Raw genomic sequence first — 22694 nt, 5'->3', positions numbered from 1 at the left:
ATGCCCATGGCAGCGTGACCGCAGCAGATATGGATACGGCCCAGGAGCCAGGCCCCAGCACTGACCCCGAACTCAATGCCAGGATCAGGCCCATGAGGTCGGGCGGCAACACCTTGCCCTGGAAGCTGCTCAGTCTCCTGTTGGCCTTGGCCTTGGCTCTCTCCCTGTGGACCGGGCATCGTGGAGCCTCCGGTCAGGCTGGAGGCGGGACTGTGGCCGATACAGTCACGGTGGGGCTCAAGCTGGCTCCCACCAATCTGGACATTCGCAACCAGTCAGGCACGGCGTTGGATCAGCTTTTGATCGGCAACGTCTATCAGGGCCTGGTGTCGCGGGATTCCCGGAATCGGGTGCGTCCGGGGCTGGCCAGGAGCTGGAATGTCTCCGAGGACGGCCTGGTCTACACCTTCCACCTGCATGAGGGCATCCGCTTCTCCAACGGCCATGCTCTTCAGGCGCAGGACGTGGTCGACTCCATTCGTGGGCTCATGGCAGGCCATTATCAGGGCAGCGAGATGCTGGAGGGCTTCCAGGGCGTTCAGGCCACAGATCCGCTGACGGTGCGCCTGGCGCTGTCCAGACCATACCAGGATCTGCTCTGGCAGCTGAGCGGCCGGGCTGGTCTGGTCTTTGACCGGCGGGCCGATTATGACATGAAGACCCAGGCCGTGGGATCCGGCCCATACCTGCTGGAAAGCTTCCGACCAAACGATTCGGTCACGCTCAAGGCCGATCCTCACTATTGGGGCAGCGACAAGCCTAAGACGCCAACCATCGTCATCCGCTACCTCAATGACGACAACGCCGCCGTCAACGCCCTGCGCAGCGGGGATGTGCAGGTGCTGGCTCCTGTCACCGAGAACCTGGCCAGCCCATTCCGCAACAGCCCCGACTTCCAGGTCAAGGCGGGCGACGACACCGACAAGTACGTCCTAGCCATGAATGGCAAGGGTGCCGCTACATCCGACCCGCGGGTACGTCAGGCCATCCGCCATGCCATTGACCATCGGCAGCTGATTGCCTCCCGAGGCGGATCGGACAGGGCCTTAGGCGGACCCATACCCTCTCTGGATCCCGGCTATCAGGATTTGACCGGTCTCTACCCCCACGATCCGGAGCGGGCGAGGGGGCTCCTGGCCCAGGCCGGGTATGGTCCCGACCACCGTCTCAGGCTGCGGTTGACCTACGCCAACACCTACGGCAGCGAGTTGGGTGATCAGCTGCGCTCGCAGCTGCGCCAGGTGGGCATCGACCTGGATGTGAGGGTGGTGGAGTTTTCGGTATGGCTGCAGGACGTACATGCCAACAAGGACTATGACCTGTCTCTGGTGGATCATGGCGAGAGCCACGACTTCCATCAGTGGGCCAATCCTGGCTACTACTACAACTATGACAATCGTCAGGTCCAAGAGCTTTACCAGAAGGCCATGGCCACGACCTCCACCGATGACTCCGACAAGCTCCTGGCCCAGGCTGCCCGGATCGTCAGCAGCGATGCGGCGGCGGACTGGCTCTTCAACTACCGGGTGACCACGGCCTGGCGGACAGGGTTGGAGGGCTTCCCGGTCGATCTGAACCAGTCCCTCATGCCCCTGTCCGACGTGACTTATAGGCGGGGATGACCATGGTCAGATTCCTGATGCGGCGTCTGGTGCTCTTCGTTTTGGCGTTGATGGGCATCTCCCTGCTGATCTTCCTGGCCCTGCGCATTCTGCCCGGGGATGTGGCCGCCGTCATGGCCGGACTGGATGCCCCGCCCGAGCGTGCCGACCGGCTGCGTCGGCAGATGGGTCTGGACCGCTCCTACCCAAGGCAGTATCTGGATTGGATCAGCGACTTTCTGAAAGGGGACCTGGGCAGGTCCATTCTGACCAACCGTTCCATCGCCTCCCAGGTGGGCATCCGGGCCCAGATCACCTTCCCGCTGATTCTTTTAGGCCTGTGTGTGGCTCTGCTGCTGGGCATTCCCCTGGGCTGTGCGGCGGCTCTGGCGCGCTCGCCACGGATGCAGTCCTTCAGCCACATGGCAGCCATCGTGGGCGGATCCGTACCGGCCCTCTGGTCAGGACTGCTGCTGATCATGCTCTTTGCCAAAGGCAGCGGTCTGATCGGTCTGCTGCCCTCCCAGGGCTTTCCTGCTCCCGGCTGGGCCCAGCCGGGGCAGGCTCTGGCGGCCTTAATTCTGCCTGCTCTATCCACCGGTATCATCGTAGGCGCCGGCATCATGCGATACACCCGCTCGTTGTTGGGCGACATGCTTTCATCGGGGTATGTGGACATGGGTATGGCCTGCGGGATGACCCGAACCCAGGCCGCCCTGTGCATCGGTCTGCGGCTGTCCTCCCCCCAGTTGGTCTCGGTGGTCGGGCTGACCATGGCCGAGATGATCACCGGGGTCATGGTCAGCGAGAACCTGTTCGCCCTACCGGGACTGGGCTCCATGCTGATCACCGATGTGGGCAACCGGGATCTTCCGGCTGTTCAGTCCGAGCTGCTTCTTCTGGCGGCCTTCTTCCTCTCCCTGGGACTGCTGGTGGACGTTATCCATAGGCTGATCGATCCGCGTTTTCGAGGTGCGGCCAGACAGGAGGTGGCTGACTGATGAGCTGGGAGCATGCAGACAGGCCTCGTTTGGGATTGAAAGCAGCCTTCCCCGGCCGGCTGGGATTTTTCGAACGGATGCGGGTGGTGCTGGTCAGCATGTGGCGCAAGGCCTCGGGGCGATACTCCCTGATCGTTCTGGCCATTTGGATTCTGGTCTCCCTGGTCTCCAGGTTCCGGACCCCGGTCCCTATCTGGAACACCGATGGTTATCGGATCTGGCAGGCCCCCAGCCGCGCCCACCTTCTGGGTACGGACGGCACCGGGGCAGACATTCTCTCCTGGCTGATGGCCGGGTCAGCCACCAACCTCGTCATCAGTCTTCTGGCGGTCGTCCTGTCAGGCGTATTGGGACTCCTTCTGGTCATGGCTATGGTCTCGCGCCGTTCAGGAGTATCGCAGACGGTCGTAGTCCTGGTCGACGCTCTGATTTCCCTGCCCACAGTTCTGCTGGCCCTGATCCTGGCCGTCCCCCTGGGTCCCAGCATTGCCGTGGTCGTCGTAGCCTGCGGGTTCGGCTACGGACTCAACCTGGCCCGGATTGTACGGCCCCAGGCGCTCCTGGCGGAAGAGTCGGACTACGTGCAATCCGCCCGGCACAGCGGGGTCGGGTCCTTCAGAATATTCTGCACCCACCTGGTGCCCAATGTCGTTCCTGTCCTGTGCGTGCAGCTTTCCATGTCGGCGGGTACCTCCGTTCTGGCTGAGGCAGGGTTGACCTACCTGGGGGTGGGCGTTCCCTCTGGCCTGCCCTCCTGGGGTCATTCGCTGACTACCTCGGTCAAGTTCATCAACGTCTTTCCGTTGACCGTGCTCTGGCCCGGCTTGGTGGTCACCATGGTTGTGGTGGCGCTGAACCTGTTCGGTGATGCCCTGCGTGATGCCATCGATCCGGTTACCAACCCCACTCTCAGAGCAGCCGTGGCTGCCGCTGGACGATCCGCTCTCCCGTCTGCGGAGCGCCAGGAGATGTCTGCACAATTAGATGACTCCGGTCGTCATGTCGAGAATGCAATCCATGCAGGCGAGGGAGGTCGATGATGTCCCTGAGTATTGACGGCCTGAGCCTGTCCATCAATGGACGCACCATTCTTGACCAGGTGGACCTCAAGGTGGCAGACGGCCAAAGGGTCGGCCTGATCGGCTCCTCTGGCTCCGGAAAGTCGATGATAGCCCGCAGCGTTCTGGGCACCGCACCGCTGACGGCCTCCCTGTCGGGATCCATTCTGGTGGACGGGTTTCAGATTCTCGGTTCGGATGACCGGTCCCTGGCGGACCTTCGCGGTTCCCGGATGGGCATGATCTTTCAGAATCCTTCTACGGCCCTGAACCCGGTCAAGAAAATTTACAGTCAGGTCGAGCTGCCTCTCCGTCGCCACTACCGTCTGAGCGCCCAGGAAAGGCGCAGACGAGTCATGGAGATATTGTCCCAGGTCGGGTTGGATGCGGAACTGGCCGGCTCCTATCCACATGAGCTGTCCGGGGGTCAACAGCAGCGGGCGGCCATAGCCACAGCCCTGGTCACCAAGCCCAGACTGATCCTTGCGGACGAGCCGACCACGGCCCTGGATGCCATCACCCAGCGGCAGATTGTGGACCTGCTGGTCTCGCTGGTTGATCAGAGTGGGGCCTCCCTGCTGTTCATCACCCATGATTTCTCCGTCCTGGCCCGGGTTGCTGATTACTGTTACATCCTTGACGCGGGCCGAGTGGTGGAAAGCGGACAAACGCAGAGCATTCTGCGCAATCCATCCAGTCCACAGGGCAGGACTTTGGTGACAGCGGCCAAGGAGTTGACGCTGAGCGCAGATGGAGGCAAGCATGAGGACGACTGACGATGCGCATGCCGATCCGATCCTGACCGGGAAGGGCCTGATCAAGGTCTATGCCTCCAACGGCAGCGGCATGGCTCGAAAGGCTGCGGTTGACGGAATCGATGTCTCCCTCCAACCGGGGGAGTGCTTGGCGATTATAGGGGAGTCAGGTTCTGGGAAAACCACACTTTCCCGTCTGCTTTTGGGTCAGTTGAGGCCTGATGCCGGACAGGTGACATATCAGGGCAGGCCAGTTCTGCATGGTTCCCCGGCCGCCAAGGCGCTTGCCCGGGACTCTGCTCTGGTCTTCCAGAACCCTTTTGCCTCCTTGGACCCTCGGTGGACCATCGGCCGGTCGGTCGCCGAGCCTCTTTTGGCTGTCAAGCGCAGGGAGAGTGGGCGCATATGGTATCGATATCAGAAGGAGCGAGACCTCGCTGATCAGGTGGCCGAGGCGTTGTCAGAGGTTCAACTTGATCCGGACAGGATCATGACGGCTTATCCCTCCGATCTATCAGGCGGCCAGGCCCAGCGGGCGGCCATAGCCCGGGCCCTGGTCGTCAGGCCTCGGATACTCTTGGCCGATGAGCCTATGAGCGCCATCGACGTCTCAGCACGCGTGGGGATTCTCCATACCCTTCAATCCATCATGGCCCAGTCAAGACAGCAAAGCGATTCGTCAAGTGGCATGTCCATGATCATCATCTCCCATGATTTGGGTGTGGTCCAGCACATCGCGGACAGGGTCATGGTGCTCAGCCAGGGGAAGGTGGTGGAGGAGGGGCCTGTGAGGACCATCCTCGATCACCCAAATCAGCCCTATACCCGTCAGCTACTGGCAGCTGCAACCCTCTAGGTACCGGAGCCCGTGCGGCATCCTGCCCAAGCGGAATCGGGTGAAAGCAGTGGGATGAGCCGTGCAGAGCCAACCGACGGATTACGGCTGCATATGATTTGACGGTTGGGAAAGCAAATTGTAGACTGTTAGTTAGTTACTTAAGTAACTAAGTAATAAACAGTAGTAAAGGTCCTAACTCGACGCCCTGATTCAAGGCAGACAAGGCGGTCAAACGATGGCGATCGAAATACCGGATGGTCGGCCCGTTTTCGTGAAGGTGGCGGACAGGTTGGCCGAAGCCATAGCCGAGGGTTTGGTCGCCGACGGTGAAAGGATTCCCAGCACCACGGAAATCTCGACCGCTTACCAGATCAACCCGGCAACCGTCCTCAAGGGGATGAACCTGCTGGTCGACCGGGGTCTTCTGGAGAAACGGCGGGGGCTGGGCATGTTTGTCACTGCCGGTGCGGGCCGAAGCGTTCGTGAGCGTCGCAGGAGTGAACTCCTGAACGGAAGGTTTCAGGATCTGGTCGAGGAAGCCAAGTCTCTGGACGTATCCCGTGAGGACCTGGACGCCATCATAGAAAGGGTCTACCAATGAGTCTGACAGTTTCCAAGGTGGACAAATCGTACGGAAAGCTAAAGGCCCTGGATGAGATCTCGCTCTGCTTTGAGCCCGGCAATATATACGGACTCTTCGGGCGGAACGGGGCCGGCAAGTCCACCCTGTGCAACCTGATGACGGGCAGGGCACTTCCGGACCAGGGGCTGATTCACCTGGATGGAAGCGATCTGGTCAGCGACTCAAGAATCATTCGCCGCGTGGCCTTGGTCAACGAAACCTGGCCCTATCCATCCCGACGGCACATTAGGCAGGCATTTGCCATGGCCGAGGGGTTTTACGGTGATTTCGACTGGCACTTGGCTGAGAGTATTCTTAAGAGCTTCGCATTGAGGCTGACTGACACTTTTGCCTCCCTTTCCACAGGGCAGCGTCAGGTGGTCAAGGACATCATCGGACTCTGCCTGCCTGTGGAATACCTCATTCTGGATGAACCGACGACAGGAATGGATGCGGCGGCCAGGGAGAGGATCTACTCCTTCCTTCTGGAGGCCTATCAGCGCCGTGGACCGACCATGATCATCGCTACACATATCATCAACGAGGTCAGCCAGCTCATCTCCCGCGCTACGATCATCCACCAGGGGCGGGTCCTGCGATCTATCAGCGTGGATGATCTGTCAGTCCTGGGGACCACTGTCACTGGACGTCCGCGTGATGTAGAGGGATACCTTGCCCAGGGCGACCCGCAGCTGCTGAGCAGGCAGCGCATCGGCGACCTGCTGCGCGTCAGCTTCGAGGGGCCGGTGCCTGACGAGCAGCCCAAGGGTCTTATTGTCGCCCCCATGGATCTGCAGACCTACTTCGTCCAGATTACGGAAGGTGCGACACAATGAATAACATGCAAGTTGCAGAGGCAGTGCGGACGAAGACCAAGCCAGGGCCAGACAGGCCCGACATCGGTGCGGGACCGGCTGAAGAATGGGCCCGAATCAAGCGCTTCCTGTCGCCTGCGGTGCAGACCCGGATGGCCCTGCGCGTACAGGTGATGCCGAGGCTGATCGTCTTTTTGATTTGGGCTCTCGTCCTCGCTCTGGGAGTTGTGGGGTTCATTCCCCTAAGCTCCGGCTTCACCGGTCTGTTCACCGAGATGGTGTTCATGGCCACCGCCCTTGTCTGCTCACTGACGACTTTCCGGCCCCTGATCTCCAACGCCGTGACCCGGTCCACGATCGCTTGGACCCAGATCATCTCCAATGTGGTCATGGCCCTGGCGACAGCTACTTTTATGATTGGGGTCGCCATTATCAGCAACCTGGGCCAAATTGGATGGATGCCCTTTACGGAAAGTTACCAAAGGTTTCTCGAGCAGGGCTGCTCACCTTGGAGGCTCACTCTTGATCCCTGGAGTGTTTCATGCTTTAACCGGTCGTATGACCAGCAGCCGTCCCGTTGGCTGGCTCTGGCGCTGCATATCTTCATGGTGCAGGTAGCCTTTATTCTGCTTGGCCAGGTGCTGGGTGACCTCGCCGTCCGTCTTGATCGAAAAGGCGGATGCCTGTTGCTGGCAGGGCTGTTGATCTGTGTTGGTTTCTGGCATTCGATTTCCGGCTGGAATTTCTGGGGGTGGCAGCAAACGGCGGTTCAGATGATCAACCTTATGCGCGGCCATTGGATGTACAAGACCTTAAGCCCCTTCATGAATGTTGACTTATGGGGATACGTCACCGTGTATTTACTCTGGCCCCAAGTGGTCTTCACATTAGTCTTCTCCGCCATATGCATCCTGTTCAGCTACTGGCTCACCAGCCGTCGGCAGCTACCAGCTATCCAGGGGATCAGCATTCTGGGTTAGTGGCAGGATAGCTAAGAATTCCAGCGACGATTGACCACATGGTCGTTCGCCCACTGCTTGACTCCTGCCGGGGCAATAGACTGGGGAATCATGGTGGACATCCAGGATGCAGGGCAGGCGCTGAAGCGGTATTTCGGATATGAGTCTTTTCGCCCGGGTCAGGAGGATCTGGTCAAGGCCATCCTGAACGGGCAGGATTGCTTGGGTGTTATGCCGACCGGTGCCGGCAAGTCCATCTGCTATCAGATTCCTGCCACCCTTCTGGACGGTTTGACCATCGTCATCTCTCCCTTGGTCTCCCTGATGAAGGACCAGGTGGATGGGCTGGAGGATGCCGGCATCCAGGCCTCATTCGTCAATTCCACCCAGGACATGGATGAGCAGTCCCTGGCTCTGGCTCAGGCTGCCCAGGGACGCAGCAAAATCCTCTACGTGGCCCCCGAGCGGCTGGATGCCCCCAGATTCAGGGAATTCGCCCAGCATACGAGAATCTCCCTGCTTGCTGTGGATGAAGCCCATTGCGTATCCCAGTGGGGTCAGGACTTCCGCCCTGCCTACTTGGGTATCGGGGACTTCATAAGATCCCTGCCTAACCGGCCCACGGTGGCAGCCTTCACTGCTACGGCGACCGAGAAGGTCCGGCGCGACATCGTCTACATGCTGGGCTTGGATGACCCCTACGTGGCGGTGACGGGATTCGACAGGCCCAACCTCTTCTTTGACGTGATCAAACTGGAGAGCAGATACAAGAATCGCTGGGTGGTCCAATACGCTCTGAAGCATGGGGACGATTCGGGCATCGTCTACTGCGCCACCCGCAAGGAGACCGAAGCTCTGGCCGATGATCTGACCAAAGCTGGTGTAAGCGCTGTCAGCTACCACGCTGGTATGGATGCCCAGGACAGAGAGCAAGCGCAGCGGGACTTCGTCAACGACAAGGTGCAGGTGGTCGTGGCCACCAATGCCTTCGGCATGGGCATTGACAAGTCCAACGTGCGCTATGTCATCCATCACAACATGCCCGAGAGCATCGAGGCCTACTACCAGGAAGCTGGCAGGGCAGGACGTGACGGTGAGCCCGCCCGATGCTCCCTGCTGTGGAACGAGAGCGATATCGTCACTCGCAGGCGCCTGCTGGACATGGACAATGGCAATGACAGACTGACCGGTGAGCAGGCTGAAGCGGTCAGGGCCGAACATCGGCGTCTGCTCAACGTCATGATCGGCTACTGTCGGACCACCAGCTGCCTTCACCGGTACATGCTGCGGTACTTCGGCGAGGAGGTGGACCAGGCTGCCGCGGGTCTTTCGCCTGCGGAGGCCGACAAGGGCAAACCCGTCCCAGTCGGACATCCCGACACCGGCAGCACCGGCTGCCAGAACTGTTCCAACTGTCTGAGTACCTTCAAAACCATCGATGTCAGCGATGTGGCCCGTGCCATAAGCAGGTGCGTGCATGACGTGAATCAGGGGTTCGGCTCCGGCAAGATCGCCCAGATTCTCCGGGGCTCGCGCTCGCAGGACCTTCTTCGGCGAGGGCTGGATCGGTGCCCCAGCTATGGCGTTCTGGCCCAGATTCCGGAGGCGCGCATTCGCGACGTGCTCAACCAGATGGCCTCGGACGGATATCTGTATATCACCGAAGGACGGTTGCCCATGGTCCATTTCGGACCCAAGGCTGCGCAGACGGTCAGTCCGGACTTTCATTATGAGATCAAACGGACGGAACGCCCGAGTACTTCAGGCAAGGTCTTCGGCGGCGGGTCTTCTTCGACCGTCGATGATGACGGTCTCGAGCAGGCCGGCGCAAGCGATGCCAGCCCAGAGGACGAGGAACTTTTCCAGAAGTTGCGCGATCTGCGGACCAGCATAGCCCGCGAGATCGGTAAACCTCCCTACATTGTCTTCTCCGACAAGGCGCTGCGCGATATGTGTCGTCTGCGTCCAGTTGATGATGCGACCTTCTTGGCCGTCAACGGGGTGGGACAGCACAAGCTGGAGCAATATGGGCCCCGGTTCATGGGGGTCATCTCCGAATTCTCGGCGGGAAAAGGAGCGAATGTGGTCTTAGGTGCTGCCGGATCTGATAGGTAGGTCCGCCTACCATGAGGTATACATGACTTCATCGCGGCTGCCTTTCACATTAGGCGCCCGAGAGGAAAGGAAACAACAATGGCTGACAAACCAATCGTAGAGAGCTTCCAGCTGGATCACACCAAGGTCAAGGCGCCCTACGTTCGCCTGATCGACGAGGAGAAGGGCCCTCAGGGAGACATCATCTCCAACTATGATCTACGCCTGGTTCAGCCCAATCAGAACGCCATTCCAACTGCCGGGCTGCACACCATAGAGCATACGATTGCCGTGCTCCTGCGCGAGCGCATCCCTGGCTATATCGACTGCTCGCCTTTTGGCTGCCGGACGGGCTTCCACCTGCTTGCCTGGGGCCGTCATTCGACCGAAGATGTGGCCAAGGCTCTGAAGGAGTCGCTGGAATTCATTGCCGAAAAGGCCACCTGGGACGACGTGCCAGGCACCGAGATCACCTCCTGCGGCAACTACCGCGACCATTCGCTCTTCTCGGCCAAGCAGTGGAGCCGTGATATTGTCGCTGCCGGTATCAGCTCCGATCCTTACGAGCGCAAGCTGGTCTGAGCGCGGACAGGCAAACAATAGGGCCTGAGGAGGGGGTAGGTTCCTCTTCTCAGGCCCTATTCGATGCAACAGGTGAAAGCTCAACTACGCAGTATGGTCTCGATCTGTTTCATCTGGTCGTCATCAATCTGCATAGCCGGTTCGCGGATGCGTGTGCTGATGGGCAGACCCTGCAGTCGCACAGCTCCCTTGATGGCCGACACGAACAAATCCGCAGTGTCGTAAATAGCCATCAAGTGGTTGATGCGTCGGGCCTTGTCTAGTGCGGTTTGGTAATCGCCATCTTGATAGGCCTTATGCATGGCAACGAAGGTTTCCGGCTCCACGTTGGTCAGGCCTGATAAAACACCGTTGCCTCCACAGATGCGGTTGACCATATAGTATTCGTCGAATCCTGAGAACACAGAAAACTCAGGGCTGACATGCCGGACTGCCGCAACGACTCGACGTGTGTGGCTGATTGTGTCCACGGTGTCTTTGATGCCAACGATATTCGGGCATTCCTGGGCAAGTCTTGCGACCAGCTCCGGGGAGCAGTCGTTGCCTGTACGGGCAGGGAAGTTGTAGAGGATCACCGGCACAGTTGAGGCATGGGCGATGCTGGTGAAATACCTATAAGCGGTTGGTTCCGAAGGGCCGAAATAATAGGGGCTGACAGCCACCACGGCATCGGCGCCGATTTGTCCGGCAAACTTGGTCAGATCCATGACCCGGTCCATATTCGTATCGCCAACTCCGACGAATACCTTCATGCGTCCTTGTATATGGTCGACGGCGAATTGCAGGGCCGAGCGCTTCTCTTGGAGATCATAGGCATAAAACTCGCCGATGCTTCCGAACAGGAGCACCCCGTTGATGCCAGCCCGGATCAGATGGTCCAGATGTCGTCCCCACAGGTCGGTGTCGATGACTCCTTGATCGTCGCTGACGGTTATCGACGGGCAGAAAATTCCCTCAAATTTGGCTGATAATGTGCTCATGTTCACCCTTCCGAAGTAAGCGTATCGGTATCGATTCCATAGGCCCTCATGGCATTGTGCTTGAAGAAGTCCTCATCCGGGCCAAAGGTATCCAGCATCAGTTGCCAGTGTTCCCTGAGCGAGGAGTGTACGGTGACTACCGGCCAATTGGAGGCGTAGAGGATCCTGTTCGGGGGAAAGGTGTCCCTGACGAAGGCGACGATGTCGCGATCGACCGGCTGGTCGCCTGACACCTTGATATAGCAGTGCGGCAGGGCCGCCATAGCCCGCATGGCTTTTTTGCAGGCCGGTGACAGGTTGGGCATGTTGCCCATATGATCCATGATGACAGTCAGGGAAGGAACCTGAGAGAATGCCTGGGCCATGTCCGGCAGTTCTGCGCCCCTGTTGCATAGCTCGAAGGGCATCCCCTTATCAGCCATGGCGTGGAGCCCGGCGATGAAGGAGGGTTCAAGGCAACGGCCGCGCGGGGCAGAGTCAGTATGCAAGGGCTCTCTGATGCCCGTAGCATTGATAGGTACCCTCATATAGGGCCCTACCTGTGCCCTTAGCATTCGGGCGAGAATTTTCGGGTCATCGTTCTCATAGACCAAGCGGTCCTCTAATAGGGGGTCATCCGAGTCAACTTCCACATAGACTCCGCCCCAAAATTCCACTCCCAACTGCCCGTACTCGTCTTCCAGCTCGTGGAGGGGAAAGCTCCGATTCAGTGATGGCATTCCTTCCAGCCAAGGCAGATGTTGCCGTTCAAGATTCCACATGTGGAAGTGAGCATCGATGACCTGCAATTGTCGCGTCATCTCAGGCTCCCTGCTCAAGGCATATGCGGCACCCACGAAAGGCATACAAGGCGATGTAGAGGAATCTGGGAGCGGTTACCAGCATGGCGACGGTGGCCTGGGAACCGCCTTTGCTTTGCGTATTTGGATTTTTCATAGCAGAGCTCAATTCAGTGCCCGGTCCAGGTGGACGTATCCGCCATCGACAAACACCCATTGGCCGGTGGTGTGTGATGCGCGATCAGAGAGCAGGAAGGTGGCGGTGTTCCCGATCTCCTCGGGTGTGGTCATGCGATGTTCCAGGGGGATCTTGTCTGTGATGGCTGAAAGACGGGCTTGCTGGGCCTTTTCATCGCCAAACGTCTTGATCCAGTCGGCGTAGAGGGGGGTCCAGCATTCCGAGACCACGATGGCATTCACTCGTACGTCATCGTGGACCAAGGCTGCGGCCCATTCTCTGGTCAGGCCCAGAACTGCGCCCTTGGCCGCCGCATAGGCGCTGGTCTTGCCCTGACCGGTCACGGCGGTTTTGGAAGTGATGTTGATGACGGATCCGTGGCTTTTCTTCAGATAGGCACAAGAGGCGTGCATGAGTTCGTAGTAGTGGGTGAGATTACCGTGTACGGAACGCTCGAACTCCCGCCAGTCAGTAGTTTCCAAGGCCTTGTTGTCGTTGACTCCAGCGTTGTTGACTATGCCATCGATATGGCCGAATTCCTTGTGCACCTGCTCCACAATAGGGGCTATGCCGTCGGTGTCATTCAGATCCAGAATGAAGGTCCGGTAGGTATCGGTATAGGCCTCGATGTCTTTGCAGAACTGGTCCCTGGCTGACTCGTCACGGTCTATGACTGCGGTTATGGCGCCCTCCTGGGCCAGTTGTAGGGCGATGCCCCTGCCGATGCCCTTGAAGCCACCGGTGATGATGAATACCTTGTTTTTGAGATGCAGATCCATGAAAGCTTCTTTGTCTCTATGAATGGATGATTTGCTAGGGCTCCAGCGATTGGGCCTGGTTTTGATTGAGGTGACCCGAAGTCACTCCTGGTGGAGGTAGCGCTGCGCAGTCTCAACGGTCATTTCAGCCCCGTTGCCAGGAGCGGTTGGTGCTTGATACATGCCCTGGCTGATACGCACGGGGTTTACGAAATATTCGTGCTGGTTGTCCACGTATTCGATCATTCGGCCCTGCGTGGTGCAGGAGACGGCTGCGTAGTCGAACATGGCGAAGTGACAGACCATCTCGCACAGTCCGACCCCGCCAGCGTGGGGGCAGACTATCTTGTGGAACTTGCGAGCCAGCAGGTATTCCAGAACTATCTCCTGGGGGCCCGCCACTCTGGTGGCGTCGATCTGCATGATACCGAAGGCATTGGCCTGTAGGAATTGCTTGAACATGATGCGGTTCTGCATCTGTTCGCCGGTTGCCACGGGGATGGGATTGATGGCCCTGGCAATGGTTGCGTGGCCGATGATGTCGTCGGGGCTGGTGGGCTCTTCGACCCATGCCAGGTCGAAGTCATGGAAATGGTTGATCCAATCAATGGCTTGCGGGACGTCCCAGACCTGGTTGGCATCGATGGCCAGACGCACGTCGGGGCCGATGGCATCCCTGGCCAATCCCAGACGGCGTATGTCATCATCGAGGTTCTGGCCTACCTTGAGCTTGATTTGCTTAAAGCCCTTTTCCTTTGTCTCTCGTTTGGCAATCTCCACCATCTTTTCGTCGCTGTAGCCGAGCCAGCCTGGTGCTGTCGAATAACCGGGATATCCGTGCTGGCGAATGTCCTCGATGCGCTCCTGCTTGCCGGATTGCCCATCCTTGAGGATGTCTATGGCCTCCTCGGGACGCAGGGCATCGGAGAGGTATCTGAAGTCCAGGGTGCTGACCAGGTCTTCAGGGTCCATTTCAGCCAGCAGCAACCACAAAGGTTTCCTCGCTCTTTTGGCCTTCATGTCCCAAAGGGCGCTCAGCAGTGCGCCGATGGCCATATGCTCGACTCCCTTTTCGGGTCCCAGCCAGCGCAGCTGCGAGTCATGGACCAGTAGGTCCCAGGCCAGGCCCATGCTGTCCAGCAGACGTTCAACCTCCAGGCCACACAGAGTCTTTCCTATGGAATCTATGGCTCTGCATACAACATCATTGCCTCGTCCGATGGTGAAGACCAGACCGCACCCTTTGATGCCATCGTCAGCCGAGGTGTGTATTTCCACATAGGCGGCCGAATAGTCCGGGTCCTTGTTCATGGCATCCGATCCTGACAAGGTCAGAGAAGTGGGAAAACGAAAGTCATACGTTTTCACCGCAGTGATAGTACTCATCGTGGCTCCTTTGCCAATCTAGTGAACATAGACGTCAGTATAGGCGCAGAAATAGAAATTTGAAAATTAAAAATGTAAAAATTCTAAACTCGACATGAATGTGATCGCCGCTTCATTGGTTACGATTGTTGGGTACTGGAAAGGATGCACATGGCCAGACAGGAACCCGGCAATCCGCACGTCGGCGCTATAGCCGAGCAGCTCGGCATCTCGGCTTCGACCGTTTCCAAGGTGATCAACGGTCGACCGGGCGTGGCGGCAAAAACCCGTCGGAGGGTCGAAAAGGCTTTGGCTGATCAGGGCTATGCACATCCGCTCGTCAGTACCAAAATCGCCCAGACCATTGAACTGGTGGTGGATTATATCGCCAACAATGGCACCATCGAGATGATACGTTATGCCTCGAAGTGGGCTTTGGATGCCGGTCTGGCTCTGACTGTGACGCAGACCGATCACCAGCGGCGTGCCGAGGAATGTCTGAGGGGGATCATTGATCGCAACCCGCTGGGTGTGATTACCCAGATGTCCTCCATAGACCAGAAGGGCAAGAATGTGCTCAAAGCAAGAGGCATTCCCTTGGTGGCGGTCGATCCGGTGGACCTGGTCAACGATGAGGACATGAGCATAACGCTTGACAATTGGACTGGAGGATACCAGGCCGCCAAATGCCTTCTGGATGCCGGGCATCGGCGCATTGGCGTTATAGCCGGACCGGCGAATGTGCAATCCGCGCAGGCCAGACTAGCTGGATACCGAGCAGCATTGGCAGCCATTGGTGCCAGCCTGCCGTCTAGCATGGTTCTGCAGGGAGACTATTTGCCCGACAGAGGGTACCAAGCCGCCTGTGATCTGCTGGACCGTGCTCATCCTCCGACCGCGATCCTGGCCTGCAATGACTTGACAGCCGTCAATATCTACAGAGCGGCGCGTGAACGTGGACTGGAGCCCGGTCAGGACCTGTCTGTGGTCGGATTCGACAACGTCTATCCATCCTCCTACCTGATGCCTGCCCTTACCACGGTGGATCAGCCATTTGATCTGATGGCCAGGATGGCCGTGGGAATGATTCTCGATGCACGACAGGGCAAGGAGTTCCAGCGGCATGTGGTCATGCCGACCCGTCTGGTCAGCCGACACAGTGTGGTCAATCTGACCCATGCCAGTCATTTGCGATCGAGAAGTCGGGTTCAAGAGGCCGCACAATAGCCCAAACTATTCCCCGATTCGCTCAATGCGTACTCACTTCATGACTGCCTGCTGATGGATACACTCGTACTTCGGCAATCGCAGGGGCGGGTTTCGTCCCTGCCGCACCGGTCGAGAAAGAGGTAGCCACAGTGAGCAGGTACGCGATGGAAACTGCACGTTGGATCCGTCATGCCACCATGGACGACTTTGAGGCGATCATGCCTGTCTACGCCTACGCCAGAAAGCGGATGGCCGAGACCGGTAACCCCCGTCAGTGGGGGGACAAGTACCCTCTGCCTGAACGCATCCGCGAGGACATCGCCGGGGGCCACACCATGCTCTTGGTCGATGATGCAGCTGGTATGGATCAGATTCCTGAGGATCCCGTCTACCCTGAACCGGAGTTGGACGAGCACAAGGGCAGCCATGAGCGCATCATCGGCGTTTTTGCTCTCTTCCATGACCCGGAACCAGATTATAAGGTCATTGATGGCAGCTGGCTGGACGACCGGCCCTATACCACCATCCATCGGGTGGCCGCCTCGGGACTGGGGCGTCACGCGGCCGGGGACCTGCTCGATTGGAGCATGCGCCGGTACGAGAACATCCGCGCCGATACGGGACTGAAGAACTACGCCATGCAGCACATCCTGGAGACCCATGGCTTCACCCGCTGCGGCAACATCATCATGCCTGAAAACAAGGAGATCGAGAACGTGCGGGTGGCCTATCAGCTGCACAATCGTCCCCTTGACCTGGCTGAGCGCGAAAGGGCCGCTAAGCGCTTGGTTGCCGTCTGAGGGCGGGTTCCGACCGTCGCAGCGCCGTCGCACAATGGAGCCATGACATTGAGTGCAGCACCTGCATGGCAGTTCTCCGGGCCTGAGGGCCAAAAGCATTACGAACAAGCTCTTCGGGCCTATCCAGGCCAGATCATCGTCGACTTGAGGACCTTGAAGGCCAATATGGCCACTCTGGTGAATCTGGTTCATTCCACGAACCCTGGTGCTGCAGTCATGGGTGTGGTCAAGGCCGATGCCTACGGCCACGGGCTCATCCCCGCCGCTCTGGCGGCCTTGTCCGGCGGGGCCACCTGGCTGGGCACTGCCCAGCCCAGCGAGGCCCTGCGTCTGCGGCGAGCAGGCATCGGCCCCGACCGCTGCCGGATACTGTCCTGGATGTTCAATGGGGACTGCGCGCCCTTCGACCAGCTGATCCAAGCTGACATCGATCTGGGCGTCGGTTCCTTGGAGACTATGGACAAGGTGGCGCAGGCGGCAGACCAGTTCGGCAGACCTGCCCGCGTCCACATCAAGGTGGACACCGGCTTCGGACGCAACGGCTTCACTCCTGAAACCTTCGGAGACGCCCTGCACGAGCTCTCCCGTCTTGCCGCCCAGGGTCTGTTGGAGCCTGTGGGGCTTTTCAGCCATCTGGCTGTGGCCGACATGCCTGGGGTGGACGAGTTCGTGTCGTCCACTGACGAGCAAATCGCCCTCTTCGAAGAGTTCTATGACAGGATGACGACCGCAGGCATGAAGCCTGAAATCCGGCATCTTGCCAACACCGCTGCCACGCTCAGCCGCCCGGGGATACGTTATGACCTGACCCGTCCTGGCATCGGCCTGTATGGGTACGAGCCTGATCCTTCCATGGGGATTTCGGCGGATTATGGTCTGCGTCCGGCAATGACCCTTCAAGCACAGCTGGGCACTGTCAAGGATATGCCGGCCGGTCACGGCATCTCCTACGGGCGCACTTATCTGACGAAGAACCCGACAAGCACGGCCATCATGCCCTTGGGATATGCCGACGGGATCCATCGGTCAGCCTCGGGCTTTGACCGCGAGGGCGCTATGGGCCGAGAGCATCTGGGAGGTCCCGTCCGTCTGATGACTCGCCAAGGGCCCAGGTTGGTTCGTGTCGCTGGAAGAGTCTGCATGGACCAGTGTGTACTGGATCTAGAAGGCATGGCTTCCGACTTGGGAGTGGACGAGGGCGATACCGTTGTTCTCTTTGGGCCAGGCCAAGGGGAGGAACAGGCTGAGCCAACCGCTGATGACTGGGCCCGGGCCGCCGACACCATCAGCTATGAGATTTTCACCTGCCTGCGTAGTAGGATTCCACGGCTCTACTTGGGTGTGCATGAGGTGGTCGAACCCTCCGACCTGCACCTGATTGCCCCTGAATCCATTCTTTGAGACCACTATCACAGGTAGAACCTGGGCTTGGGGCCTTGTCAAGGGGCAATATAAGTGGTGAGATGAGGTTATGACTACATATACAGGAAATGAACCCAGCAATATCTCATACACAGCCGTAGCTGACATCACCGGAGGCCGCGAGGGCCATGCGGACAGCCAGGAGCCCGATCTTTCCCTGGACTTGGATACACCCAAGGCTATGGGAGGCAAGGGCCAGGGCACCAACCCCGAGCAACTCTTCGCCATCGGCTGGGGTGCCTGCTTCCAGGGAGCCATGGGACTGGCCGGAAAGGAGCTGCGCGTGCCAGCCACCAAGCTGGCCCAGAGCAAGGTGCGCACTCACATCTCCCTTGGCGACCAGGGCGAGTCCTTTGGCATCAAGGCTCTGATCGAGGTCTGCCTGCCCGGCGTCGATCGTGATCTGGCCACCCGTCTGGTGGAGCGGACCCAGGAGCTTTGCCCCTATTCCAAGGCCACAGCGGGCAATGTGCCCACTGAAGTGGTGGTCGTGGATAATCTGGACTGAACGGAGCGGGCGCGCCAGATGGGCACTGATGAGGAGGGCGGATCCCGCCTGCTGGCCGAGGGCTATTCCGCCCGGGATCAGGAACGGTGGGCGCCAGAGCCTCCAAAGACCAGCAGCAGGACCGCCTTTGAACGTGACCGGGCGCGTCTGGTCCATTCTTCGGCGTTGCGTCGACTGGGGGCCAAGACGCAGATTCTGGTGGCCGGCACTGACGACTTTGCCCGTACGCGCCTGACCCACACCTTGGAGGTGGCCCAGATCGGCCGGCAGATCGGTACCATGTTGGGTTGCGACCCCGACGTGGTGGACTGTGCCTGTCTGGCCCATGACCTGGGTCATCCGCCCTTCGGCCACAACGGCGAACGTGCCCTGTCCTCGCTGGCCTCAGACATAGGGGGATTCGAGGGCAATGCGCAGACCCTTCGACTGCTGACCAGGCTGGAGCCCAAGGTTTTCCACCCGGACGGACGCTCGGCAGGGGTCAACCTGACCAGGGCCGCCCTGGACGCTGCGGTCAAATATCCATGGACCCTGGCTGAGGCCTCGGCTCATCCCAAGGGGGAGAGGACTGCCAAGTTCTGCGTCTACCCGGACGACCAGGAAGTCTTTCGCTGGCTCAAGCAGGGAGCACCGCAGGCCAGCACGCCTATGGAGTGCCAGGTTATGGACTTGGCTGATGACATCGCCTACAGCGTTCACGACGTGGAGGATGCCATAGTGGTTGGCTCCTTCGTGCCTGAGCGGCTGGCTGAGCCCAGGATCATCGATGGCGTGGTCCGAGCCGCCCGATCCTGGTATGGCGACCGCTGGGATGCTGACCAGCTGGTCCGAGCCTTGGAGACCGTCCGTGGCATGTTGCCGACAGGCTTCGATGGGTCACGCCGGGCCTTGGCTACTTTGAAGAACACCACCAGTTACCTGATCGGCCGTTTTGCCGACTCTGTGGAGGCGGCCACCCGAAGCCGCCACGGCCAAGGTCCGCTGACCAGGTACTCGGCTGGGCTGGTCATTCCTCCTCGGACCTCCTATGAGATTGTGGCCTTGAAGGGGATTGCTGTCTACTTCGTCATGGCTCCCCGTGAGAAGGAGCCCTTCCATGCAGAGCAGCTGAAAATCGTGACCGACCTGGTTGAGGTCATGATGGCCGACTCGCCAGACCCCTCTGATGCCTTGGAGGACGTCTTCCTGGAGGATTGGCGCCAGGCGGGTTCGGATGGGGAGCGCCTGCGGGTGGCTATCGACCAGGTGGCCTCCCTGACCGACGGTTCGGCGCTGGCCCTGCATTCCTTGGTCTGCCCATAGGCCTGCCGTATTTATGCCGGGCGCAACACATCCCCCTGGGCCGGTAGGCTGGGTGTCATGTCCGGAATGATCAAGAAGGAAGACATCGAGAAGGTCAGAGCCAAGGCCGATCTGTATGAGATCGTATCTGAAAGCGTGACTCTGAAGCCTTCAGGTTCCGGCACTTACATGGGTCTGTGCCCCTTCCACGACGAGAAGTCTCCTTCTTTTTCAGTGCGTCCCTCCATGGGGGTCTGGCACTGCTTCGGCTGCGGACTGGGTGGCGACGTCTTCACCTACGTGGAGCAGGAGGAGAACGTCGAGTTCGGCGATGCCGTCGAGATTCTGGCAGACAAGTATCAGATCGAGCTGCATTACGAGAACTCCCGCCAGGACAAGCGTCGCGGGTCCAAACGTTCCCGCTTGCTGGAGGCCAACGAGGAGGCCCAGCGTTTCTTCGTTTCGCAGATCATGAGCAAGGAGGCGCTGGCGGCGCGCAAGCTCTTGGCAGGCAGGACCTTCTCCCAGGCTGACAGCGCGCATTTCGGCTGCGGATACGCCCCACGAGGATGGGACAACCTGGTTCGTCACCTGTCCACCAAGGGTTTCACCCAGCAGGAGATGCTGGATGCCGGACTGGCCAGGCAGGGGCAGAGGGGAGTATACGACTACTTCCGGGGCAGGGTCACCTGGCCCATCAGGGATTCCACTGGCCGTACCCTGGGCTTCGGCGCTCGCAAGCTCTACGAGGACGACGGCATCAACGCCAAGTACATCAACACACCGGACACTCAGCTCTACCGCAAGAACCAGGTGCTCTACGGCATCGACCTGGCCAAGGACGCCATCGTCAAAAAGCGGCAGGTGGTCATTGTGGAGGGCTATACCGACGTCATGGCCTGCCACCTTGCCGGTGTCGATACGGCTGTAGCCACCTGCGGAACTGCTTTCGGCGAGGACCATGCCAAGATCGTCCGTCGGCTCATCTCCGACGATGCCTTAGGGGCTATCCAGCTGGTAGGACCGGTCCAAGGCTCCCGGGTGGTCTTCACTTTCGACGGGGATGCAGCCGGGCAGAAGGCCGCCCTGCATGCTTTCGGCCTTGACGGGAGCTTTCTGACGCAGACCTTCGTGGCGGTGGCCCGGGAGAATTTGGATCCCTGTGATCTGCGCATCCAGTATGGTGATGAGGCTGTGCGTTCTCTGGTCGAGCATGCCCGGCCGCTGTACGATTTCGTCATCGACACGGCCGTAGCCATGTTCGATACCCAGTACACCACCGGGCAGATGGGCGCGGTCAAGGCTGTGGCGCCCATCCTGGCCCAGATCAGGGATCGCTCCCTGGTAGGGGCCTATACCCGCAAGACCGCCAGAAAAATCGGCGTGGATTTGGATCTGCTGCGCCAGGAGGTCAACAGGGCCCGCCGCAAGCTGCATGTGAAAGACCAGGACGCCTATGCGGTCCGCACTCCTCACCGCGGTGCGGGTGAATCGGAGGGTCGCGCGGGCCATGGCAGTGACAATGCCATGCAACGTCGTAGGATACAGCGTGAGGATGCTCTCCGACAGGGTTATCATCACATCGATGATTCTGTTTTCATTTGCGAGCAGCAGTTCATGGGCGTGCTTATCCAGATTCCCAGAGCAATCGGTTCAGATGCCTTTGCTCAGCTGAGTCCGGACAGTTTCGAGGTTCCGATTTTCCGCTCGCTCTATCGGGCTGTGCAGGCCGCCGGAGGACTGCCTGACATGAAGACGCCCCAAGGACTGTGGATGCATAATTTGACCAAGGCGGGCGGGCCCATGCTGGAGTCGGCCATCAACGAGCTGGCTGTCATGCCTTTGCCGCTGAATTTGGATAAGCAGGAGGATAGGCGACCGGGCAATAAGGAAGGCGATCAGGGCGCAGACTCCGATGACGCGGATGTTCAGCTGAAGCAACCCAGCCCGGAGGAACGTCAGTACGCCTCCGAGCTGCTGGCAAGGTTGCTGGATGCCACTTACATGCGGCTGATTGCCTCGGCCAGGCACCGGATGAATCAGTTGCCAGACGGTCAGGAGAAGTTCGACCTTCTTGGTCAGCTCACCCAGTACGAGACCCAGCGCAGCGAATTGCGCACCCAGGTCTTCGGCAACACCGAGTGAACTGGTGGTCAGATAAGTTGGTCCTCCATGTCCTTGTCGAAGTTTCAGTTGTAGACAGGGATGAGGAGGACTTGGGGTAGGTGTGGCTCCCTGTTAGGCGGGGAAGGAGATCTGGGAGTTGATGCAGGTCATCACAGTGACAATGATCGCGGTAATGATGCCACCCAGATATGGATTTCTGGTGTGTCGGTAGATCGCCCGTGTCACCAGAGGCATGACGGCTAGTGGAACCAAGGGTGTCAGCATCCAGTCGGGTATCTGCGTGTTGTTGCCAAAAAGACCATTGACCTCAGTGATGAAGAAATACCCATATCCAACTACTGCTATCAGTAGTGCTGGCAGCATGTTGAAGAACGCCAGCAGACCTATGTTGGCTGCTGAGTTCCTCCCGAACGAGGTGGAGTAATTCAGACTATTGATGAAGACCGATGTGGTTCCGTAAGCTACAAGGAAGAATGGCAGTAGCTAGAACTATGACGAACTCATTTTTGGCGTGAGGCAGAGCTAGGAAAGCGTCTCCCGTTCAAATAACCGGTAATGCCCTACTGATATAGTATTACTGGTAAGGCATGACAATGTGTTTCTTGTATTTACCTTGGCTCTGTGGCACATTCTCAAGTACCGAGTGGATGGGCGGAATACGCCGTAGTATTAGGCTTGAATATACAACGTCGAAGGACGGCTTTGCATTACAGCCAAGAGTTCGTCGCCTATAATGCCAACCTTTCCCGGTTCGCATACCAACAGTTGGAGCATGGCCAGTCGCGACCCGGGAGTCCAGCCAATCCCAGTTTGATCAACATCATGGCAGTTGCCCAAGTGCTTAATGTGAGTCTGGATGAGCTGTTGCCTGATCCGTGGCCTGATCTTCATGCCAAGTAATTTGGGTGGCACCATTGTCTAGACAAGCCCTGCCGATAGGGTGAATGCATGAACATGGAGCA

23 protein-coding genes are annotated in these 22694 nt (G+C 59.0%); 17 read left to right on the top strand and 6 right to left on the bottom strand.

Translation table 11 applies throughout. The features are described from left to right. Nucleotides 1–29: 29 nt before the first annotated feature. The 10 genes from H3V09_RS04225 to H3V09_RS04180 all read left to right on the top strand — a co-directional run bounded on the left by H3V09_RS04225 (nt 30) and on the right by H3V09_RS04180 (nt 10325). Nucleotides 30–1622 carry an ABC transporter substrate-binding protein gene (locus tag H3V09_RS04225; RefSeq protein ID WP_198191143.1) on the top strand — a complete coding sequence of 531 codons (1593 nt, stop codon included), beginning with the start codon at nt 30–32 and terminating at the stop codon, nt 1620–1622. Nucleotides 1623–1624: 2 nt separating this feature from the next. Then, nucleotides 1625–2602: an ABC transporter permease gene (locus tag H3V09_RS04220; protein ID WP_198191043.1), complete on the top strand. Its 978-nt coding sequence runs from the start codon at nt 1625–1627 to the stop codon at nt 2600–2602. 77 nt (nt 2603–2679) lie between these two features. Further along, nucleotides 2680–3642 carry an ABC transporter permease gene (locus H3V09_RS04215; protein ID WP_232339440.1) on the top strand — a complete coding sequence of 321 codons (963 nt, stop codon included), beginning with the start codon at nt 2680–2682 and terminating at the stop codon, nt 3640–3642. Further along, nucleotides 3642–4436, top strand: a complete 795-nt coding sequence (locus H3V09_RS04210) for an ABC transporter ATP-binding protein (RefSeq protein WP_144177628.1) — start codon at nt 3642–3644, stop codon at nt 4434–4436. The genes H3V09_RS04215 and H3V09_RS04210 overlap by 1 nt, the downstream gene beginning before the upstream one ends. After that, complete coding sequence (locus tag H3V09_RS04205) at nt 4423–5271, top strand: ABC transporter ATP-binding protein (protein WP_198191042.1); 849 nt, start codon at nt 4423–4425, stop codon at nt 5269–5271. Before H3V09_RS04210 ends, H3V09_RS04205 begins: the two co-directional genes overlap by 14 nt. A gap of 217 nt (nt 5272–5488) precedes the next feature. Continuing rightward, nucleotides 5489–5854, top strand: a complete 366-nt coding sequence (locus tag H3V09_RS04200; protein ID WP_015022206.1) for a GntR family transcriptional regulator — start codon at nt 5489–5491, stop codon at nt 5852–5854. Continuing rightward, nucleotides 5851–6711, top strand: a complete 861-nt coding sequence (locus H3V09_RS04195) for an ATP-binding cassette domain-containing protein (protein WP_198191041.1) — start codon at nt 5851–5853, stop codon at nt 6709–6711. The genes H3V09_RS04200 and H3V09_RS04195 overlap by 4 nt, the downstream gene beginning before the upstream one ends. A 131-nt stretch (nt 6712–6842) precedes the next feature. After that, on the top strand, nt 6843–7670 hold the full coding sequence (locus H3V09_RS04190) for a hypothetical protein (RefSeq protein WP_198191040.1): 828 nt from the start codon (nt 6843–6845) through the stop codon (nt 7668–7670). Between the two features lie 90 nt (nt 7671–7760). Further along, nucleotides 7761–9764 carry a RecQ family ATP-dependent DNA helicase gene (locus tag H3V09_RS04185; RefSeq protein WP_198191141.1) on the top strand — a complete coding sequence of 668 codons (2004 nt, stop codon included), beginning with the start codon at nt 7761–7763 and terminating at the stop codon, nt 9762–9764. Nucleotides 9765–9842: 78 nt separating this feature from the next. Then, on the top strand, nt 9843–10325 hold the full coding sequence (locus tag H3V09_RS04180) for an S-ribosylhomocysteine lyase (RefSeq protein ID WP_029678668.1): 483 nt from the start codon (nt 9843–9845) through the stop codon (nt 10323–10325). Nucleotides 10326–10405: 80 nt separating this feature from the next. Here the strand turns inward: H3V09_RS04180 and H3V09_RS04175 are convergent, their stop codons facing one another. The 5 genes from H3V09_RS04175 to H3V09_RS04160 all read right to left on the bottom strand — a co-directional run bounded on the left by H3V09_RS04175 (nt 10406) and on the right by H3V09_RS04160 (nt 14406). Next, a complete protein-coding gene (locus H3V09_RS04175; protein ID WP_110425565.1) occupies nt 10406–11305 on the bottom strand; it encodes a dihydrodipicolinate synthase family protein in 900 nt (299 codons plus the stop codon). Nucleotides 11306–11307: 2 nt separating this feature from the next. Then, complete coding sequence (locus tag H3V09_RS04170; RefSeq protein ID WP_198191039.1) at nt 11308–12105, bottom strand: amidohydrolase family protein; 798 nt, start codon at nt 12103–12105, stop codon at nt 11308–11310. A 1-nt stretch (nt 12106) separates the two neighbouring features. Then, complete coding sequence (locus H3V09_RS09075; protein WP_269748570.1) at nt 12107–12241, bottom strand: hypothetical protein; 135 nt, start codon at nt 12239–12241, stop codon at nt 12107–12109. An 8-nt stretch (nt 12242–12249) separates the two neighbouring features. Beyond that, nucleotides 12250–13041, bottom strand: a complete 792-nt coding sequence (locus H3V09_RS04165; protein WP_110425563.1) for an SDR family oxidoreductase — start codon at nt 13039–13041, stop codon at nt 12250–12252. Nucleotides 13042–13122: 81 nt separating this feature from the next. Further along, the gene (locus H3V09_RS04160; RefSeq protein ID WP_198191038.1) at nt 13123–14406 is read right to left on the bottom strand and encodes an enolase C-terminal domain-like protein; all 1284 of its coding nucleotides are present in this window, start codon (nt 14404–14406) and stop codon (nt 13123–13125) included. A 150-nt stretch (nt 14407–14556) separates the two neighbouring features. Between H3V09_RS04160 and H3V09_RS04155 the strand changes: the two genes are divergently transcribed. The 6 genes from H3V09_RS04155 to dnaG all read left to right on the top strand — a co-directional run bounded on the left by H3V09_RS04155 (nt 14557) and on the right by dnaG (nt 21750). Continuing rightward, nucleotides 14557–15612 (top strand): LacI family DNA-binding transcriptional regulator, encoded by a 1056-nt coding sequence (locus H3V09_RS04155; RefSeq protein ID WP_198191037.1) that lies wholly within the window; start codon nt 14557–14559, stop codon nt 15610–15612. 146 nt (nt 15613–15758) lie between these two features. Further along, nucleotides 15759–16394, top strand: a complete 636-nt coding sequence (locus H3V09_RS04150; protein WP_121913162.1) for an N-acetyltransferase — start codon at nt 15759–15761, stop codon at nt 16392–16394. A gap of 42 nt (nt 16395–16436) precedes the next feature. Next, entirely contained in the window at nt 16437–17795 is a 1359-nt protein-coding gene (alr, locus tag H3V09_RS04145; protein WP_198191036.1) for an alanine racemase, read from the top strand. A gap of 70 nt (nt 17796–17865) precedes the next feature. Further along, complete coding sequence (locus tag H3V09_RS04140) at nt 17866–18324, top strand: Ohr family peroxiredoxin (protein WP_144177469.1); 459 nt, start codon at nt 17866–17868, stop codon at nt 18322–18324. Between the two features lie 18 nt (nt 18325–18342). Then, nucleotides 18343–19626, top strand: a complete 1284-nt coding sequence (locus H3V09_RS04135; RefSeq protein ID WP_198191035.1) for a deoxyguanosinetriphosphate triphosphohydrolase — start codon at nt 18343–18345, stop codon at nt 19624–19626. 57 nt (nt 19627–19683) lie between these two features. Further along, complete coding sequence (gene dnaG / locus H3V09_RS04130) at nt 19684–21750, top strand: DNA primase (protein ID WP_198191034.1); 2067 nt, start codon at nt 19684–19686, stop codon at nt 21748–21750. Between the two features lie 93 nt (nt 21751–21843). On the opposite strand, the gene H3V09_RS04125 is transcribed toward dnaG, so the two are convergent. Continuing rightward, on the bottom strand, nt 21844–22095 hold the full coding sequence (locus tag H3V09_RS04125; RefSeq protein ID WP_198191033.1) for a hypothetical protein: 252 nt from the start codon (nt 22093–22095) through the stop codon (nt 21844–21846). 258 nt (nt 22096–22353) lie between these two features. Here H3V09_RS04125 and H3V09_RS04120 point away from each other — a divergent pair, with 258 nt between their 5' ends. Next, nucleotides 22354–22632, top strand: coding sequence for a helix-turn-helix domain-containing protein (locus H3V09_RS04120; protein WP_198191032.1), 279 nt, complete (start codon nt 22354–22356; stop codon nt 22630–22632). Nucleotides 22633–22694 lie beyond the last annotated feature (62 nt).

It is taken from the genome of Bifidobacterium sp. M0399 (assembly GCF_016100595.1).
GTDB classification, from domain to species: Bacteria; Actinomycetota; Actinomycetes; order Actinomycetales; family Bifidobacteriaceae; genus Bombiscardovia; species Bombiscardovia polysaccharolytica.
The sequence above is the reverse complement of the archived record's forward strand: the minus strand, read 5'-3'. Positions and strand labels throughout refer to the sequence as shown.